General features: G+C 36.1%; 16 protein-coding genes and 1 tRNA gene. 7 read left to right on the top strand and 10 right to left on the bottom strand.

What is annotated here, in order from left to right:
- The coding region (locus tag ABXZ36_RS03710; protein WP_354614126.1) for an IS110 family transposase at positions 1 to 461 on the bottom strand (461 nt) is incomplete at its 3' end.
- 458 nt (positions 462 to 919) lie between these two features.
- Between ABXZ36_RS03710 and ABXZ36_RS03705 the strand changes: the two genes are divergently transcribed.
- Positions 920 to 1048, top strand: a complete 129-nt coding sequence (locus ABXZ36_RS03705; protein WP_354614125.1) for a hypothetical protein — start codon at positions 920 to 922, stop codon at positions 1046 to 1048.
- Between the two features lie 271 nt (positions 1049 to 1319).
- Here ABXZ36_RS03705 and ABXZ36_RS03700 read toward each other — a convergent pair.
- The 4 genes from ABXZ36_RS03700 to ABXZ36_RS03685 form a co-directional block, all read right to left on the bottom strand.
- A tRNA-Arg gene (locus ABXZ36_RS03700) sits at positions 1320 to 1391 on the bottom strand.
- Between the two features lie 17 nt (positions 1392 to 1408).
- Complete coding sequence (locus tag ABXZ36_RS03695) at positions 1409 to 1693, bottom strand: GIY-YIG nuclease family protein (RefSeq protein WP_354614124.1); 285 nt, start codon at positions 1691 to 1693, stop codon at positions 1409 to 1411.
- A 104-nt stretch (positions 1694 to 1797) separates the two neighbouring features.
- The gene (locus tag ABXZ36_RS03690; protein WP_354614122.1) at positions 1798 to 2082 is read right to left on the bottom strand and encodes a GIY-YIG nuclease family protein; all 285 of its coding nucleotides are present in this window, start codon (positions 2080 to 2082) and stop codon (positions 1798 to 1800) included.
- A 145-nt stretch (positions 2083 to 2227) separates the two neighbouring features.
- Complete coding sequence (locus tag ABXZ36_RS03685; protein WP_354614121.1) at positions 2228 to 2782, bottom strand: nitroreductase family protein; 555 nt, start codon at positions 2780 to 2782, stop codon at positions 2228 to 2230.
- Positions 2783 to 2966: 184 nt separating this feature from the next.
- Between ABXZ36_RS03685 and ABXZ36_RS03680 the strand changes: the two genes are divergently transcribed.
- Complete coding sequence (locus ABXZ36_RS03680) at positions 2967 to 5264, top strand: FdhF/YdeP family oxidoreductase (protein WP_354614120.1); 2298 nt, start codon at positions 2967 to 2969, stop codon at positions 5262 to 5264.
- A gap of 46 nt (positions 5265 to 5310) precedes the next feature.
- Here the strand turns inward: ABXZ36_RS03680 and ABXZ36_RS03675 are convergent, their stop codons facing one another.
- Positions 5311 to 6204 carry a DMT family transporter gene (locus tag ABXZ36_RS03675; protein ID WP_354614119.1) on the bottom strand — a complete coding sequence of 298 codons (894 nt, stop codon included), beginning with the start codon at positions 6202 to 6204 and terminating at the stop codon, positions 5311 to 5313.
- A 313-nt stretch (positions 6205 to 6517) separates the two neighbouring features.
- On the opposite strand from ABXZ36_RS03675, the gene ABXZ36_RS03670 reads away from it, so the two are divergent.
- Positions 6518 to 9778, top strand: coding sequence for a VPS10 domain-containing protein (locus tag ABXZ36_RS03670; RefSeq protein WP_354614118.1), 3261 nt, complete (start codon positions 6518 to 6520; stop codon positions 9776 to 9778).
- A 52-nt stretch (positions 9779 to 9830) separates the two neighbouring features.
- Here ABXZ36_RS03670 and ABXZ36_RS03665 read toward each other — a convergent pair whose 3' ends face one another.
- From ABXZ36_RS03665 to ABXZ36_RS03655, 3 genes are all read right to left on the bottom strand, one after another.
- Positions 9831 to 10307, bottom strand: a complete 477-nt coding sequence (locus ABXZ36_RS03665) for a nucleotide triphosphate diphosphatase NUDT15 (RefSeq protein ID WP_354614117.1) — start codon at positions 10305 to 10307, stop codon at positions 9831 to 9833.
- A gap of 239 nt (positions 10308 to 10546) precedes the next feature.
- Complete coding sequence (locus tag ABXZ36_RS03660) at positions 10547 to 11428, bottom strand: YitT family protein (protein ID WP_354614116.1); 882 nt, start codon at positions 11426 to 11428, stop codon at positions 10547 to 10549.
- A gap of 183 nt (positions 11429 to 11611) precedes the next feature.
- Positions 11612 to 11989 (bottom strand): hypothetical protein, encoded by a 378-nt coding sequence (locus ABXZ36_RS03655; RefSeq protein ID WP_354614115.1) that lies wholly within the window; start codon positions 11987 to 11989, stop codon positions 11612 to 11614.
- A gap of 154 nt (positions 11990 to 12143) precedes the next feature.
- Here ABXZ36_RS03655 and ABXZ36_RS03650 point away from each other — a divergent pair, with 154 nt between their 5' ends.
- On the top strand, positions 12144 to 12878 hold the full coding sequence (locus ABXZ36_RS03650) for a carbonic anhydrase family protein (RefSeq protein ID WP_354614114.1): 735 nt from the start codon (positions 12144 to 12146) through the stop codon (positions 12876 to 12878).
- A gap of 636 nt (positions 12879 to 13514) precedes the next feature.
- Here ABXZ36_RS03650 and ABXZ36_RS03645 read toward each other — a convergent pair.
- Complete coding sequence (locus ABXZ36_RS03645; protein WP_354614113.1) at positions 13515 to 14141, bottom strand: CPBP family intramembrane glutamic endopeptidase; 627 nt, start codon at positions 14139 to 14141, stop codon at positions 13515 to 13517.
- Between the two features lie 686 nt (positions 14142 to 14827).
- On the opposite strand from ABXZ36_RS03645, the gene ABXZ36_RS03640 reads away from it, so the two are divergent.
- From ABXZ36_RS03640 to ABXZ36_RS03630, 3 genes are all read left to right on the top strand, one after another.
- Positions 14828 to 16048 (top strand): phage integrase SAM-like domain-containing protein, encoded by a 1221-nt coding sequence (locus ABXZ36_RS03640; protein WP_354614111.1) that lies wholly within the window; start codon positions 14828 to 14830, stop codon positions 16046 to 16048.
- Between the two features lie 967 nt (positions 16049 to 17015).
- Positions 17016 to 17582 (top strand): porin family protein, encoded by a 567-nt coding sequence (locus ABXZ36_RS03635; protein WP_354614110.1) that lies wholly within the window; start codon positions 17016 to 17018, stop codon positions 17580 to 17582.
- A gap of 10 nt (positions 17583 to 17592) precedes the next feature.
- Entirely contained in the window at positions 17593 to 19140 is a 1548-nt protein-coding gene (locus tag ABXZ36_RS03630) for a T9SS type A sorting domain-containing protein (RefSeq protein WP_354614109.1), read from the top strand.
- Positions 19141 to 19292: the final 152 nt, after the last annotated feature.

Here is a 19292-nt window from a genome sequence, read left to right as displayed (position 1 = left end):
GAGGGTAACCCTAGCACCTCTTCGCCGTGCATCTTGTTCTTGGTGGCCGTTCGTTGTTTTAAATAGGTATCTAATAATCTGAACAACTGTAAACATTCACTCTGGGTATCTGTCAAAGAATTATAAAGAGGAACTTCATTGATTAAAGCATACTCACAAATAGCCTTCGCATCGCTCTTGTCTGTTTTTACCTTGGCTAGTTTCATTTGAATAAAACGCTTGATTGACAAAGGATTTACAACGGATACAATTACTCCATTTTTGTAAAGAAACGGTGCTAGTCTGTAATGATAATAACCGGTAGCTTCCATAACGACCAATGAATTATCCGGCAACTCTCGAAGGAGCTTCTTAAACCCGGATTCATCATTCTTGTACTGATTATGACCTTCTTTGCTACCGTGTACATCAAAGACATCCTTACTAATGTCAACTCCAAAAGTTTCGTTATATTTATTCATAAGTAATGATTTATGAAAGAACCAGCTACTTCTGCTCACAACAACTTGAAAACGAGATCTAAAGTCTCACAGAACTGAACGTGATGTAAGTAGTAAAAGAGAGAGGATTATCAATGTTGTCGAAGTCTAAAGCTTCACCGTATATAGTAACCTTAATTCTCTCTTTTGTTCTTTATGATTATACTACCAATTTAAAGAGAATCAAACTTAAGACGTGTATAATTAATTACTTGGTCACTGGCGACATACGAACATTCCTGCGGAATATTCTATCTGTGATTTATTTGCTAAATTAGGTGCTTAACCACGCAAATTACCATACACAATACCGTTAGCCTTCATTCAAAAACTGAATAATCGAATGATTCCATTCTTTAGAAAAATTAGTAAAAAAGGACAGAGGGTGACAAACCATTGAAGCATATGAGATATGCAATTGGACAAACAGACGAAAACTCATGAACGGATTCGATATAGTCATGGTCATAGCCATTATCCTATTTGCAAGATTAGGGGTACGCTTGGTAACTCGATATATTCAAATGAAAAAAGATAATAAGGATATTTCCGATTCTAAAGATCCTTAATATGGTCGGTAAAAACCTACTTCATGAAATTCAAAAATCAGTAAATAAATTGTAAACTTAATTAAGAACGAAAGTGAAATCACCTACAAATCGTTTATTTAACAGATTTAAAATAAACAATTACAAAATACGAAAACATTTGAAAAAAATGTTGACGATCTGTGAACTCTAATAGATGGTTTCAAATGATATCAATTGAAACCAAAAAAATTTAAAATACTGATAATCAATATATTATATACTATATTGAATCAATTTTCATGTTAAAAAGTAGCCTCACCAAGAATCGAACTTGGATCTAAAGTTTAGGAAACTCTTATTCTATCCGTTGAACTATGAGGCTGTTTTAGAGCTGCAAATTTAGGAATACTTTTCGATAAGTTTTTGACTTATTTCAGGATATTTTGTCAAACTTATGCAATACTCCCTGCTTTTCATGCGCTTTGTGTACATTTCCAATTTTCCTGCCAAAGCATAGGTGGACACCTCCAAAATGAACAAGAATTCCCAAGGGATACCCAATTTACTTACCCCTGTATTAAGTTCTAGAGAATTATGGTATCGTAAGCGTTGTTCCAAATCATAGGTCTTCCCAATATAAAAACCTTCAGTTCTAATTGACTTTATGATATAAACAAAGGGCATCTCTCATTTAAATTTATTGACTAAAATGAAGTACCGGAGGAAACTCTTCCCGATAGCTATCGGGACTATCCGTTGAACTATTAGGCTGTTTTGGAGCTGCAATTTTAGGAATACTTTTCGATAAGTTTTTGACTTATTTCAGGATATTTTATCAAATTCATGCAGTATTCCGTACTCTGCATCTCCTTTAGATGCTTTTCTAATTTCCCTGCCAAAAAATAACTTTTGACTTCCAAGGTGAGAAAATATTTCCATGGGACGCCATACTTACTAGCACCTTCATTAAGCTCTACAGTATTGTGATACAATAAACGCTGTTCCAAATCAAATGTTTTACCTATAAAAAAACTATCGTCTTTTATTGATCTAATGATATATACAAAAGCCATGTTTATTACCTAATTCGTTCAGATCTTTTATTTGTCAGTAATGATTCCCGATAACTATGGGGCTAGCCGTTTGTGCAATACGTGGAACTATACGTTATTTTTAACTCTGCGAATTTAGTAATACTTTTATATTATTTTAAAAAAATTACATCCATACTGTTTTATTTGAAATAGGTCCAGGCACACGCTCGTCAGTTGAGACATCAAAATTACCTAAATAAAAAAATCCCAAACAAGTTTCCCCTGATTCCAATTCAAAAAACTCATTCATAAATTTTATTAAACCCGGTGAGCTCCAATAGGATCCTAACCCCATATCCGTAGCTGTTAACCACATATTTTGAACAGCCATGGCCACTGCAGCAACCTCCTCCCACTCTGGGATACTTTCTTTGGGATCCCGTTGCATACAAATAGCTATTATTGCCCCAGCTTTTTTAGGATTTTCCTGAAGTTTATTATATTTAAATGCAGAAAATTTAACTTCGGTCTCCTTGTATTTTTCTGCTAAAAAAGATCCTAATTTTTCTTGGGATACTCCATGCAACACCTTAAACCGCCAAGGCTCTGTTTTTTTGTGGGTGGGGGCCCAATTAGCTGCCTCCAATAACTGGTTAATCTGCTCCTTGGAAATTGGTTTGGTATTGTATTGAACAGGCATTACAGACCGTCTGTTTTTTATGATTTCTTTTAAGTCCATCTATTTCTCTACCTTAAAGTTAACTTTTGCATATTCCAAACAAAACTATACATAAAGAAGGGACCAGACGTATCATCAAAATCATAAAATAAGTTAAATCTCAAAACCTTCCTTCAAAAACTTGAGCTAAAATTATAACTTGCATAGAGCTCAATTCAACTTTATGCCTCATTCAAAATCCCATATGAAAAATAACGGTAAAAGAAATGTTTCCAGCCAAGGTTCTACAGAATTTACTGGTATAAAATTATCCGAACCAGCATCCTTTGCAGCAGGCCCAACCGCTGTAAAGGTTGCCTTAGAACATACATTTAAAGAAATGGGAATATTTAGGGCATTGAGCACGCTGTCCCATATGAACCAAAAAGATGGGTTTGATTGTCCGGGTTGCGCATGGCCAGATCCAGAAAAGCCGTCCAAGCTAGGGGAATACTGTGAGAATGGGGCAAAAGCCTTATCTGAAGAGGCTACAACAAAAAGAGTGGACAGTTCTTTCTTCGCTGAACATTCTGTGGAAGAACTCTCCCTTTGGTCCGACTACCATATCGGTAAAAGTGGTCGCCTTACGGAACCCATGTTACTTAAACCTGGGAGCGTACATTACGAACCTATTTCTTGGAAAGAATCCTTTAAACTTATAGCTAAGAATTTACAGCAATTAGATTCTCCTGATGAGGCTATTTTTTATACTTCTGGAAGGTCTAGTAACGAGGCTGCATTTTTGTACGGCCTTTTTTCCCGCGCTTACGGCACCAACAATATGCCTGATTGCTCCAATATGTGCCACGAATCTAGTGGGGTTGCTCTTGGGGAAACCTTAGGAATAGGAAAAGGATCTGTTAAACTGGAAGATTTTTATGAGGCCGACGTGGTCATGGTCATTGGACAAAATCCAGGTACAAACCATCCAAGAATGCTTTCTGCCCTTGAAAAATGCAAGGTAAATGGCGGGAAAGTGATAGCCATTAATCCGCTTGAAGAGGCTGGTTTGATACGTTTTAAAAATCCACAAGAAATTAAAGGTATTTTGGGCCATGGAGAAACCATTACAGATATTCATTTACAAGTAAAGATAAATCAAGATGTCCCATTGCTGAAGCTGATTATTAAAAAATTGGCTGCTTTGGACAAGAAGAATGGAAACGTTTTTGATCATGACTTTATAAAGACCTATACCGAGGGCTATGAAGCCTTATTAAAAGATTTGGAACACTATTCAGAATCGGAACTACTTCAATTCACTGGGGTTTCTGAGAGCGACATTAATGAAGCTGTAGCTCTTTTGGCTGAAAAGAAGAAGATTATTATTTGTTGGGCGATGGGTCTTACACAGCATAAAAACGGTGTTGAAAACATTAAGGAGTGTGTAAATCTTTTGCTTTTAAAAGGTAGTTTAGGAAAACCTGGAGCAGGCACCTGTCCGGTCAGGGGTCACAGTAATGTACAGGGTGACCGAACTGTTGGGATCATGCATTTTGTATCTGAAGAATTGAATACCGCCATAGAAAAAACATTCGGCTTTAAAGCACCTACTAAGGAAGGCTTGGATACCGTTCATGCCGTTAAGGCCATGCACGATGGCAAGGCGAAGGTCTTTATAGGTCTTGGAGGAAATTTTGTTTCGGCAGTATCCGATACCGAATACACAGCGGAAGCTTTACAAAACTGCGCCCTTACAGTAAATATAAGCACCAAACTGAACCGCACCCACTTGGTCACTGGAAAAACTGCACTATTATTACCAACCTTGGGAAGATCGGATATGGATCTTAAAGATGGTAAACCTAGGTTCTTCACTGTTGAGAACAGCATGGGAAAAGTGCACCGTTCAAAAGGCATACTACCGCCAGCGTCTGACAATCTTAAAAGTGAACCTGAAATCGTGGGAGGTATAGCTGATGCCTATTTTAAGGGGAACCATTCAGTAGATTGGAAAAATTTAAGTACAGATTACGAATTGCTTCGTGAGAAGATGGGGATGGTCCTCAGAGGGTTTAAGGATGTGAACAACAAATCTGAAGGTAGTGGGTATTACTTGCCCAACAATGTTCGGGAACTGGACTTTAGCAAACTCCCCAACAACAGGGCACAATTTAGCGTTTGCGGCCTTCCCGAGCACAAGCTGTCACCCGATGAATTTATCTTGATGACCATTAGGTCACATGACCAGTTCAACACCACTATTTATGGCCTTAATGACCGTTATAGAGGGGTTCATAATGAGCGACGCGTTGTTTTTATCAATCCAAGGGATATGGCGAGATTAAAGTTAGATAAATTGGATGTTGTGAACCTTATCAGCACCTATGATCAAAAAGAGCGCAAAGCATTAAAATTCCTCATTATTCCTTACAATATCCCTGAAGGAAACCTTGCCTCTTACTATCCCGAAACAAATGTTTTGGTTCCCTACAACCAGTATGCGAACAAGAGCTTTACTCCTATTAGCAAATCAGTTGTGGTGACCATTGAAAAGACCTAGATTTTATAGTTCGGGAAGCTCTGTTTTTTTTGGCCAGTTGTATCTATTAAGAACTTAGTCCTTCCAGTTTAGCTTTATACCATACGTTAAGAACCAAGCCGCCCACAATCAACAAAATCCCCAATAGACTCCACATCCCATATACTTCGTTGAACCAAAAAAAGCCTATTGCTCCTGTAAACAAAACTTCCATATATTTAAAGGGAGCTACTAGATTTGTCTTGGCTCCTTGAAAAGCCTTAGTCATATACAACTGGCCAAAAAAACCAAACACTCCTAAGGAAAGCAATAAGAGCCATTCCAGTCCACGGGGCGTTACCCAATAGGGAATGGCCAAAACACCACCTACCAGTGTAGCAATAAACATAAAATAGTTAACCACTACCACGGGATGATCTCCCTGTCCAATTTTATTGATTAGTATAAAAACTAGTCCACTTGCAATTGCTGCTCCCATTGCTAATGACAGCCCAACAAAACTAACTTGTCCATCAAAACCTTTAAGGACAATAACCCCTAAAAAAGACATCAAAAAGAAAACCCATTGCCATGCTTTAATTCGTTCCTTTAGTAGTAAAACAGCGAAAAGGGCAGCAAATATGGGTGCAATATATCTAATAGAGACAGAGGTTCCCACGGGCAGGTATTTTAAAGACATAAAGAAAAGGGTCATAGAAGTAACCCCTGCTAACCCTCTTAATACCAATAATTTTTTTTGATTACCTAGCATTGGGATCCCCTGTTGCAAAAGGAAGCCCATTGTAAAAAAAAGAGAACCCAAAGACCTGAAAAACACCAATTCATACGCATTAAAATGTACTAGATATTTCACAAATACATTCATAAAAGTAAACCCCAAAGTACTTAAGAGCATATAGAATATGGCCCTTCCCAAATCGGTTTTACCCATTGCCATTATCCTTTCTTTCTTACTTACCAAATATGAGTGCTTTTAAAAACACAAAGTTCGAACAATGAGCATAATAAAAAGAATATTTGAGACAGTTTCTGATTCTTATTATTCATATAAAACAAAACCGTTCACTAGCCGTATATCAATGGGTTCGTTATTCTTACTTATTCATTAAGAGTAAGCCTTTTCTGAATAAAGCTTTGAACCATTACATAGAATATGGCTAATTAAGGAAGGTGCTACTGATATAAAATGGTGTTAACCATTTTATCATTACTCGATATGTAAAATTTTTATTAAATTCACAAGCATATCATTTTTTAACCTCAAAAGACGATTTATGAAAAAAATAATACATTTAAGTACCCTTTTAATTTTGTGCTTTTTTACAGCGGTATATGGGCAAAAAAAACAAAATAATACAGAAAATACCAATCCTGATGAAATTTCTTTAGATGGATTAAAATTACGAAATGTAGGACCAGCATTCCTATCAGGAAGAATTGCTGATATTGCCGTACATCCTAACGATCAAAATGTATGGTATGTGGCTGTTGGCTCTGGGGGTGTATGGAAAACTGAAAATTCTGGCACCACATGGACACCCGTATTTGATAAAGAAGCTTCCTACTCCACTGGCTGTATAACTATAGATCCTAATAACCCCTCCACCATCTGGGTAGGTACAGGTGAGAATGTGGGTGGTCGCCATGTAGGCTACGGCGATGGTGTTTACAGAAGTAAAGATGGGGGTAGTAGTTGGGAGAATATGGGCCTAAAAGCTTCCCAACATATTTCTGAAATTATTGTACATCCAACCAATCCCGATATTGTTTGGGTAGCTGCACAAGGCCCCTTATGGAATAAAGGAGGAGAACGCGGACTTTACAAAACTAAAGATGGCGGAAAAACCTGGAATAATGTATTAAAAGGAAATGATTGGACAGGAGTAACGGATATCATCTTAGATCCAAGAAATCCAGATAGGATCTACGCTGCAACATGGCAACGCCATAGAACTGTAGCAGCTTATATGGGCGGCGGACCCGATTCTGGTCTACACCGATCCGAAGATGGCGGAGAAACCTGGGAAAAATTGAGCAGTGGTCTTCCAAAATCTAATTTGGGAAAAATAGGAATTGCCATATCGCCTCAACAGCCAGATATTTTATATGCGGCAGTAGAAATGGATAGAACAAAAGGGGCTGTTTATAAATCTGAAGATCGCGGAGCCTCTTGGAAAAAAATGTCGAATACGGTTTCCGGGGGAACTGGCCCACACTATTACCAGGAATTATATGCCAGTCCACATGAATTTGACCGTTTGTATTTGATGAACGTTCGTATTCTTACATCGGGAGATGGAGGGAAGACCTTTGTACAACTGGAAGAAGAGGACAAACATTCTGATAACCACTCTCTAGCATTTAGAGCTGATGATCCTGATTATTTATTGGTGGGTACGGATGCAGGTATCTATGAAAGTTTCGATAATGCCAAAACGTGGCGGTATATCAAAAATTTACCCCTAACCCAATTCTATAAAGTGGCAGTCAATGACCAAAAACCGTTTTATCATATTTTTGGAGGAACACAAGATAACGGATCGGCAGGGGGACCTTCTAGAACAGATGAGGAAGAAGGTATCCACAACGGTCATTGGTACAAGACCTTGGGCGCAGACGGACACCAGTCTGCAACAGATCCAGAATACAATAATATTATCTATGCCGAAACCCAGCAGGGTGGCTTGCACAGAATTGATCTAAATTCTGGAGAGGAAGTTTTTATACAGCCACAGCCAAGAGCTGGTGAAGGATTTGAACGCTTTAATTGGGATGCCCCCATATTAGTTAGTCCACACAAGGCCTCAAGATTATATTTTGCATCATATAGGGTCTGGAAATCTGAGAATAGAGGAAATAGCTGGACGCCCATCTCTGGTGATCTTACCAGAAACGAAGAACGTATTACGCTGCCTATAATGGGCAAACAGCAGAGTTGGGACAACCCATGGGACGTTGGTGCTATGTCTAACTATAATACCATTACCTCTTTGGCCGAATCGCCACTAAAAGAAGGCCTTATTTATGCTGGTACCGATGATGGTTTTATTCAAGTGAGTTCTGACGGTGGACAAAATTGGAAGCGTATACCCGTGACCAATCTTGGCATCCCTTCAAGATCTTTTGTCAATGATATCAAGGCAGACCTATATGATGAGAACACAGTATATGTTTCCTTAGACAATCATAAAGAAGGTGATTTCTCTTCCTATTTGTTTAAAAGCACCAATAAGGGTGACACCTGGCAATCCATTACAGGAAACATTCCTGAAAATACCTTAGTATGGCGAATGGTGCAAGATCATGTAAACAAGAATTTGCTTTTTGCAGCAACAGAAAAAGGTATTTATACCTCTATGGACGCCGGTAAGAATTGGCAGAAACTTCCAGGGTCTCCTAATATCCCATTTAGGGATGTCACTATACAAAAAACCCATAATGATTTGGTTGGAGCATCTTTTGGTAGGGGTTTCTACGTCTTAGACGACTATAGCGCATTAAGAGAAATCACCACAGAAACCACCAAGAAGGAAGGAACCCTGTTCCCTACACGCGAAGCTCTTTGGTATGTGCCAAAAAGCGTGGTAGGCAACACAGGTGCTGATTTTTACTTCGCGAAAAATCCGGAATTTGGGGCCGCTTTTACCTATCATCTTGCCAATGAATTTATGGATATGGAAAAATCCCGTAAAGACGCCGAAAAAGAATTAGAAAAGAAAAACGGCAATATTCCTTTTGCTGGTTGGGACAACTTGGAAAAAGAGCGCAGACAGGAAGATGCTATAATTTGGTTGACTATTAAAGACCAGACAGGAAATGTCATTCGCAATGTGGAGGGAACTTCCAAAAAAGGAATCAATAGAGTGGCATGGGATTTAAGACATCCTAGTACCCGTCCTATTAGACCAGGACAAACAGAGGAATCTGGTGGAAGATGGAATACCGGTCCATTGGCAATGCCGGGAACCTATACCGCCACTTTGTCCAAAGAAGTTGATGGGGTGGTTACCCTGTTGGATGGTCCCCAAAGTTTTGAAGTGGTTCCCCTTAGGGAAAGCACCCTTAAAGGGATTTCTTATGAGGATTACCAGGCATATACCAACACATACAATGACATACAGACCAAGAGCGCTATAATTTCCGATATGTTGAATCAGAGTATGGATAAGGTAAAAGCTATGCAATTGGCCTTGTCTAAAGCAAATGTTGCGCCTGGGGCAATGACCAAAAAATTGTACGATGCAAAGCAACGGCTTTTTGAATTTGAAGAAACGTTAGAAGGAAACAAGTCCAAAGATGACATAGGAGAAAGAAATCCACCCAATGTAAATTCTTATTTGGGTACGGCGAGAAGGGGCATGTCTACGACCTATGGTCCTACTGCTATGCACCAAGAAAATTTAGAGATCGCTTCAACTATGGTGAACCAATTAATGGAGGAGATCAAACCCATTGCAAATAGTACCATTCCGCAATTAGAAAATGAACTCAAAAATCTTGGAGCCCCATACATTTTGGGCCAAGGCATAGACTAATTAAAATATAAGTTAATTTTAAAAGGGGCCTAATTCTAATTAGGCCCCTTTTTTATTCCTCAGGATCGGTTTTCTCACTTTTCCTTTCAGAAAAAGGTAGATAAAAAATCCCTTCCAAGTAACAATGGACACCCACTCTACTAGCGTCAAAATGTGGTATTGGGAGGTTATTAGGATCTACCCATAACCACTCTACACATTTGTCCGGCTCCATCAAATGAAGAATACCAGTATATGCATTGGCCACGAGGATAATAGAGATATAATGTATTCCTTCAAGAGAAAAGGTTTCCAAATTATTGGTAACGGCTATCACTTTAGGGTTTTCTATGCTAAGATCAGTTTCTTCCTTTACTTCCCTAATAGCGGCGGACTCAAAAGACTCCCCGAGTTCCAAATGCCCTCCTGGAATGGAATAATAGGGCGCATGGCCTCCCCTACGTTTCCCGACCAAAATTCGTCCACTTTCGTTAACAATCACCACCCCAACCCCTACTTTGGGTTCTCTATTTTGATAGATCAAATTCATACATTTAAGTTACAAATTATAATAGATTGAATATGATAAAGTGGAATCTAAAAAATTAAAAAACAATGTACATTGAAATTAAACCTGATTCCTAGATGATATAAGGAACTGTTTTAATGAAATTTCTTGAGCTAGGCACAAATAAAAAAGTTATAATTAGAAAAAATACTGGTTACATTTTTTGAATAGTTGTAGTTGGTTTGTGTCTGACATTAAGAAAAACATGTACTGTAATAATTCTATTCCCAACTAGGCAGCAAACCCTTCATATTCTCTTTGTTCCAATATTCTTTAATTATTCCTCCTTTGATATTGTTTACATCAAATTCTATGATAAATGAATTCTTGTCAATCCCGTCTATTAAATTGTAAGTCCTACGGATATCTATCCTGTTTATGACCGTATGGATAATATCACTCTCGTTTCTAGCTCCTCGTTTTCCAAAACCCTTGGAGCCTCTATAAAGAGTTGTTCCGGTTTTTATTACCCTTACAAGTTCTTTTTCTATTATTTCCGATTTATCGGATACGATCATAAGACCTACATAATCCTCGAAACCTTCGATAATCAAATCAATGATTTTTGCCGTAACAAGAAAGGTCAAGGTAGAATACATGGCGGTTTCAATTGAAATAGCGATTGCGGTTATACTAAATAGAATAAGGTTGAAGAATAGCACCACCTTACCAATACTAAAACCAAACTTCTTGTTTACAAAAATCCCTAGGATCTCCGAGCCATCCAGAACTGCACCGTTCTTTATGGAAAGACCGATTCCCGCACCTAGAAGAAGCCCTCCAAATATCGATATTAAGAGCTTGTCATCCGTTACGGAGGTAAAATTTTCAAAATGCACCATTATCGCCAGTAATAGTATTGCAAAAATGGATTTTATAGTTATCCTCCTTGATAGGGTGAACCAGGACATAATTAGAAACGGAAAGCTCACAGCCACAAGAATAATGGAGATATTCAGGTTGTACAATTCGCTTAAAAGAATAGCTATTCCAGTAACCCCTCCATCTAAGAAACCATTCGGTAGCAAAAACATTTTAAGTCCAAGGCTGGCCAATAAAATCCCAATACCTATCTGGGAAAATTCAGAGAATTGTTTTTTCATTGTACTTTATAATTTACTTTTTTATTAAAAATTAGTAGTTTACAATTATTTTTCAATGGCAACTACAATTATATTTGACATCTTTATGTTCAGAAAAAAAGTTACCCAATATTGTTTCAGCAGTTGTTAAAAGGTAAACTGTAAGTTTATGTGCTACTTTCAAACTATAGCCAATTACAAGTTTTATATTGTTTTTGTAGCCATGATTTCTCCACTGGTAATGCTCATATCAACATTCGCAAAAATCTGTTCAATTGCACCTATAAAAGGTGTATTGTCATAATTCCGTAATATGGCTATCCTATTTCCGTCCGCCATACTGAGGATGCTTATAACGGTGATGACCATACCCTCTATTTGCTTAAAATCATCAAATTCTTTTACACTCATTTGACGTGGTTCTATAACTGGATGTATATATTCAAAGTACCTGTTAGATGGTTGACCAATTCTATAGATTTTGCCAGGCTGGATTTCCAGTAATTCATTTTGGCACTTATGCTCCTTTTCTAAACTAATGGTTTCATTCTCCGGAAATAATATGACCCTCTTTTTTTTCATGACTATGACTTTATTATAAGATTTAAATTAGTTTTCAGACAAAAATAATAGTATTACTATTATATATTAAATGTTTAACTATTATTTATGATTAGTGATACTTTCAAATATATTGATGTATTCTAAATTTGCACCAGAATTAAAAACAATAATTATGAATAAATATTTTATCACATTAACGGCCCTATTAAGCATGTCTATTACCGCTAGCGCTCAACAATCCAAAACAGGAACCATTGAAATCGATAAAAGCCAAATTCTTGTAGAAACGGTTTTAACAAAGGAGGAACAGGAAGAGCTATCCCCAGGTCATGTGCTTAAAAGTTTGAAAGCCGGGAACGACAGATTCGTCCGAAGCCAACTAACAGCGAGAGATCATTCGGAGCAAGTACGACAAAGTGCAGAGGCACAATACCCTAAGGCCTTCGTATTGTCATGTATAGACAGTCGAGTTCCGGTAGAAGATGTATTCGATAAGGGTATTGGCGATATTTTTGTTGCAAGGATAGCTGGAAATTTTGTCAATGACGATATTTTGGGAAGTATGGAATATGCAACTAAAATAGCGGGAGCAAAATTGATCCTTATTTTGGGCCATGAAAATTGTGAAGCCATACATGCAGCTATTGACGGGGCTAAGTTGGGGCATATCACACAAATGCTCGAAAATATAAAACCAGCGATCAATATATCAACAGTTGCTGAGGGTCCCAGAAGTTCACAAAATAGGTTATTGGTGCACGAAATAAGCGAAAATAATGTCCGCATCGCTATGGAAAAGATTGCCAAGGAAAGTCCGCTACTTTTGGAAATGGTGGACAAGGGGGAAATTGACATTCAAGGAGCAGTATATGACATGGATACAGGAGTAGTCAATTTTATTAAATAGCAAGTATTTTATAGAGCCTACCTCTTATCGAGGTAGGTTTTAAATCTTCTTTTTTATTAGAAAAGCATCGTTATTTCGCAGAATTAAATTTTAAAGAGGCTATGGAATTTAATGTTTAAAAAAACATAATAATCTTAAGTGTCTTAAAAAAACTAGTTTATTTACTCCTGCGAATTGGGAACACATCCAATATTTCGAATTAATGGTATAAATCAAAAGAGTTTCTATCGATTTATTTTGACGGAAAAACTCTATTTATATGTACCCTTGAATACATTGTTCGTTATTAGCTTAGAACTAGCAATTAATTATAAATGGAGTTGTAAGTAGTTTTTGTCAGATAGCCTAATTCAACTAATTCGCTTTTCTCATGGATTTTTTTTAAATATCCATCCTGCAAGTAAACAATGCTATCCGCTAAATTTAGTACGTTTTCATAGTCGTGGTCTGTTATTATATATCCTTTAGACATCTTCATATTTTTAATGTAATCAATTATGTAATCCCGAATAATTGGGCTTACTCCATTAAAAGGCTCGTCTAATAAAATGAACTACCTCAAGGCAGATTTTCTGGAAAATTCTATTGATTAACCAAATCAGACAATCTGCAGCACTCCAAAAGCGTGCGGCTTTTTTAAGCTGGGAATGCAAGTATTTCTCCCATCCCTACAGTAAATAACCAGTTACCATAGATGGCATGTTCTATGGAGACCAAAAGCGTTGATCTTTTGGTGTAATAGGTGTATGCAAAAAGAAGCCCTCCGACAAAAGTAAGCGCAAGTACCAGTATATTTTTTAGGAAAAGATGTGCAAAGGAAAATACTAGTGCATTCAAGAAAATCAGGCCCCATTTGTTAACTACTAACGCTTCATATCGGTTAAAAAAGAAGGTTCTATACAATACCTCTTGCGGCCATACAGAGAGAAGTGAATACCCAAATAAAATCACCAACCACAATAATGGTTTTTGAAGTAGTACATCAAACAACTTATCAGGAGATACATAAGAGACATAAAAGCTAGTGATGATAGCAATTCCTATTAATTTCAGTGCTATTTCTTTAAAAAAAGGAATTAAACTTTCCCTATTCGGCAATTTTAAATTGAATATCGCTGCTTTTTTCATCAAAATAAGTACATAGACAAATCCTACAACACCTAGCCCTACCTTGAGCCATATATAATAATTCCAAAAAAAGCTTAAGGGAATCAAAACAAAAAGCAGTAACAGCTCCGCTCTTAGATACGTTTTACTCTGCATTTTTTATATTGAAGATCGGGATTAAAACTGATTTAATTATATTCTGGTAGAGGAAACAAAATTGTTTTTTCGTTATGTCCCGCCCTGATTGGTTTACATCATCTTGGCTATGAAAATTAAGGCCAAGAAATGAACATGTTTGGATAGGAGATCGAATGAATGAACTACCTCGATGTCTGGTAGTCAAGGTGTGGGTAACGAGACCGTTTATCTATTCTAAATTTCTTGAATCTTTATCCTAAACCCGAGGTAGGTCTCCTAACAATTCTATTGCTTAAAATTTAGTCGTTTTTTTATATGTATTTTTTCGCTCCCCTCTTGGGGTGCTAACATTATCGTTCGTATTCTCATATATTATTGACATAAACGTACTATTTTTAATACTTCCCTATTTAATGGAAAAGGATAAAAAGGAATATATTCTAAAAAATGTGGGATAAACAGAAAGTATATAAATCAAAAAAGCCCGTAAATCAAAGACTCACGGACTTATTTTGCTCCCCCTCTTGGGCTCGAACCAAGGACCCTCTGATTAACAGCGGTCGGATTTAGGAACCATCCCCATACAAATAAATTCATATAATATTGATTTTCAATTATTTAATAAAATATAGTTTCCTTTATATTCATTTGATATTATAAATTTATGTGCAAATTATGTGCAAAATTTTAATTATCTTTAAAATATGCAGACGAGTTTAAGCTTAAGTTTAGATACCAGAAGAGTAAGAAAAGATAATTCATATCCAATAATTATCCGGCTTGGTCATTTCCAAAAAACAACTTCTATTTCTACCGGTCAATCCGTTCAAGAGATATATTGGGATGATAAGAAAAAGCAAGTTCGCAGATCCTTCAAAGGTGTAAAATCGGTTCAATTCTTAAATAATCTATTACTCTCAGAATTGGCCAAAGCACAAGAAATCATAAATCGCTTACATTTTAAAGGTGAGCTTGATTTTTTGTCGGTCAAACAATTAAAAAACAAAATTGTTCGGAAATCAAAATATGAGTCCTTTTTTGAATATGGACTTCATAAAGCTAATGAACTTAGAGAGGCACAGCGATTTGGTACTGCAAGAAACTATGAAGGAGTAATAAGTATTCTCAAAACATTTACAAGAAATAAAAATCTCAATTTCAACGAACTGAACCATGATTTTTTACAACGCTTCGAACAGTTTCACTTAGCTAAACCTGGTAATAGTCAAAATGGACTTGCTTCTTATATGCGAACCATTAAAGCAATTTATAACAAGGGAATTAAAGAGGATATTATTGAAAGGGAAAACTATCCTTTTTACAAGTATCAAATCAAAACCAATCCTACAGAAAAGAGAGCTATAAAGGTAGAGCATATTAAAAAGATTCTGGAACTTGATTTAATCAATGAACACTCTTTATTCCATTATCGTAATTATTTCCTTTTGTCATACATGACTATGGGGATGTCATATATAGATATGGCATTTCTCAAAAAGAGCAACTTTGTGGACGGGAGAATAAAGTTTCACCGCAAAAAAACCTCTAAAATGTATGACATTAAAATTACTGAACAAGCCTCTGAAATTTTAAAATTTTATCTTCCCAAAAAGAAGCTGAACGACTTCATCTTGCCTATACTTAAAAGAGATTCTTTAGAACTTCAATACAAAGATGCACAATGGGGTCTCAAAAATTATAACAAGGGTCTTAAAAAGATAGCTGAGTTATGCTCCATTGAAGAAAGGTTGACCTCTTATGTGTCAAGACATAGCTTCGCTACTCACGCCTTGTTCAAGAATATCCCATTACTGGCTATTTCCTCTATGCTTGGTCACAGTAATTTATCTACTACCCAAATTTATTTAAAATCTTTACCTAATGATATATTGGACGGTTATAATAAAAATTTGGTTGATTTATAGATTTTAAAAATATTTTTGATTTGTACAATTATTAGTTTTACTACTTGAGGATTTTAAGCTAGGACTTTATAAATGTCTAAGGCTAGAAGTAAAATCTTTTTGATATGCCCATTTTTTATTATAGGTTAGATATTATTAATGTTTAAAATGTTGACGAATTGTGAACTTTTTAAGTGATTTTATTTCCACGATAAAAATATTCAATTTGAATTAAATATATGGATTCTACATTTGATTTTCAACCAATGAAATATCAAAAACACCTTAATAATATTGTTAGTTTATCATCAGTAATTTCTGCTAACGAAAAAAAATTTAATCTAAAAATAGATTACAGCAAATTACACATCGCAAATCTATCTGTCAAAATTAATCGATAAGTAATGTTAAAATTTTGGGGCATCTAGTTTTTCCAATTCCTCTTGAGAACTGGCTTTAAACCTTACTAAAAGGATTTAATAATTTCGCTTTAATTTTGAAGAAAATTCTTATATTTTAATTTATTCACAAACAATTTTTATATTCAAAACATTCTATATCCGTTATTTAAAGGTATAAAACATTTTTTTAAGTTTTGCTATTTCTATCATTCTTTATCCTACATTTAAATAAAAATTGCTAGGTATGTAGGAAGGACTATTTTTTAAAAAATGAAGCCCGCTTTTGGGAAAAGCCGTGGCAACTAGATAACCATCAAAAAATGGTTTCCTATGATTAAAAATTACTCCGAATACAGATTTTTCCACACCCTTCAGAATATTTTAAAGAAATGTCCCTATACAATTACTCCACTTCTTAAAATTTCCAAAAGGTGTTCTATAGTTAAATTACATTGATATACGGTCTCTATTTTAAGACTTAGCAAATAGCTTGTTTATTTAAATGATATGGCCGTGGCTTTAAAATATTGTAGCAATCTAAAAACGACTTAACACTTTAAATTTTTAAAATCTAATACTATCTAGATATGAAGATAATGAACATATTTTTTATTTCTGCGCTAATTTCTACGGCTGCGGTTAACAGTCAAATAACAAAAGGTAATTGGTTGGTTGGGGGTACTGGGAATTTTTCATCCTATGAAAATAAATCTTCAAATAATGGTATAGAAAATATCAATAAAGGTTTTGGTATTAATATTTCTCCTAATATAGGTTATTTCCTTGCAAATAGATTTGCTGCAGGTAGTACTGTCAACCTTGGAAGTTCAATGCCAAAAGACTTTGAAAATAGCTTCTCATATGGAATCGGTCCATTTACTAGGTACTATTTTTTAGAGGAAGATAAGCGCGTAAATATTTTTTTGCAGGCAAATTACATCTTTGGAGCATCTCAATCTCAATCTGGCAATAATAAATCAAAGTCTCATGGCTATGGGTTTAAGACAGGTCCTGCAATATTTTTCAATAGCAGTGTAGCCTTAGAGATAACGCTAGAATATAATGCTGGAAAACTAACACCCGATGGCTTGGAAAGCTCTTCATATAACAATTTGCAAATCGGTTTAGGTTTTCAAATCCATTTAATCAAATAAATTAATAATTATGAAAAGAATTATTAAAGTTTCAATTACATCCATTTATCTGATGCTGTGTACAACTATGTTGGGTCAAGTTGGGGTAACTATATCTAACATGAACTATATAAGCGGAACACCAATTAGTAATTGCGGCAATATCGATTTCGATATTAATTCGACAGTAAGAATACAGTTTACTACAAGCTTGACTAAACAATCTACCCAAACCGTTGGAATTAGTAATTTATATATCTACACGGTGGGCTCTTCAGGGGTCAGGGTCGAAAGAAGTAATGTGATTGTTCAACCTGTAAGTTTCAACACTAATTACTCTTCTAGCTTTGATATCACAATCCCAGCAGTAGATTTTAATACAACAGGAGGTACTCTGTTTGCCGTGTTTAAAACGAATTCAGGCAATGAATACCAAACAACTTGTAATTACACTATTACTAAAACTCAACAACCTGTTTTTAATCTATCACCAATTAGTACCACGTTAGATTGTGGGTCCGCAGCGGCAAAAACATTCACCGTAACCAATCAATACAATTCTCCGGGTATATTAAGCTATCAATGGACCTACCCTGGTTGGTCTGGCACTGTGAATACATCGATGAGTTCTGTTACACTCACCCCTACTTCTTCCACGACACTGCCTGGAAACGTTACAGTGACCCCTTACTTAAACGGTGTAGCACAACCGACCAAAACATCTACGGTAGTACGTAGCGCATTTGCAAGTAGTGCGACAATATCAGGTAGCAGTGCAGTATGTTCCAGTTCAACATATACTATGAGCGGTTTGCTTGCAGGTCAATCGGTAACCTCATGGACGGTATCAAACCCATCAAAAGCAACATTAAGTACCACTTCTGGTACTTCAACGACAGTAACTAAAACAGGGAGCGGTTCCATTACCCTAACCGCCACAATTACCAATTCGTGCAATCAAACAGTTACAAAATCCATAGACCTTCAGTTAGGTATTGTTAATGTACCCGGAGCCATTTCTGGACCAGCTTCCGTTGCAACTGGTGCACTAGTAAATTATAGTATTGCCAACGTCCCAGGTGCCACATCCTATATTTGGTATCTGCCCTACCCTTATGATACGTATACCAATTTTGATTATTCAGGACAAAATTGGCAAAAGCGCACGAATTATAGCTCTTCTAGTTCCATACAAGTATTTACAGGTTTGGGAGGTAATCAAGGGCAAGTACAGGTTATGGCCGTAAATGCTTGTGGGATAAGTGGCGCAAGTAGATTGAGTGTAACCCATGGCGGTGGGGGTGGCGGTATTCCTAGAACCGCCAATCCGGATGCCGGCATAAAAATCTATCCTAATCCTGCGACCGATTACTTTACCGTAGAACTTATAAATCAAGAAATTGATACTAACTCAGATATCAGGGCAATAATTTATGATACAAACGGTACGGAATTAAAGAATGTCAAGATAATCAGTTCCACAACAACTTTTGAAACCTTCGATTTAAAAGCTGGAATGTATATTGTGGAAATAAATATTGATGGTTATAAGGAGAGTTATAAAATATATGTAGAGTAGAGATTCCATTAAATATTGAAATTTTAAAGCGGTTTTATATTATTTAAAACCGCTTTTTTATGGTCTAATTTTCTCCAAATAAAGTTTTATTCAAACCCCAAATCTTACCTCAAAACTTTGCGCATGGATCCTGTGGAATTTTTGTAGCATTC

It is taken from the genome of Sediminicola arcticus (genome assembly GCF_040566695.1).
GTDB lineage: Bacteria > Bacteroidota > Bacteroidia > Flavobacteriales > Flavobacteriaceae > Sediminicola > Sediminicola arcticus.
This window is presented reverse-complemented; position numbering and strand designations above follow the sequence as displayed.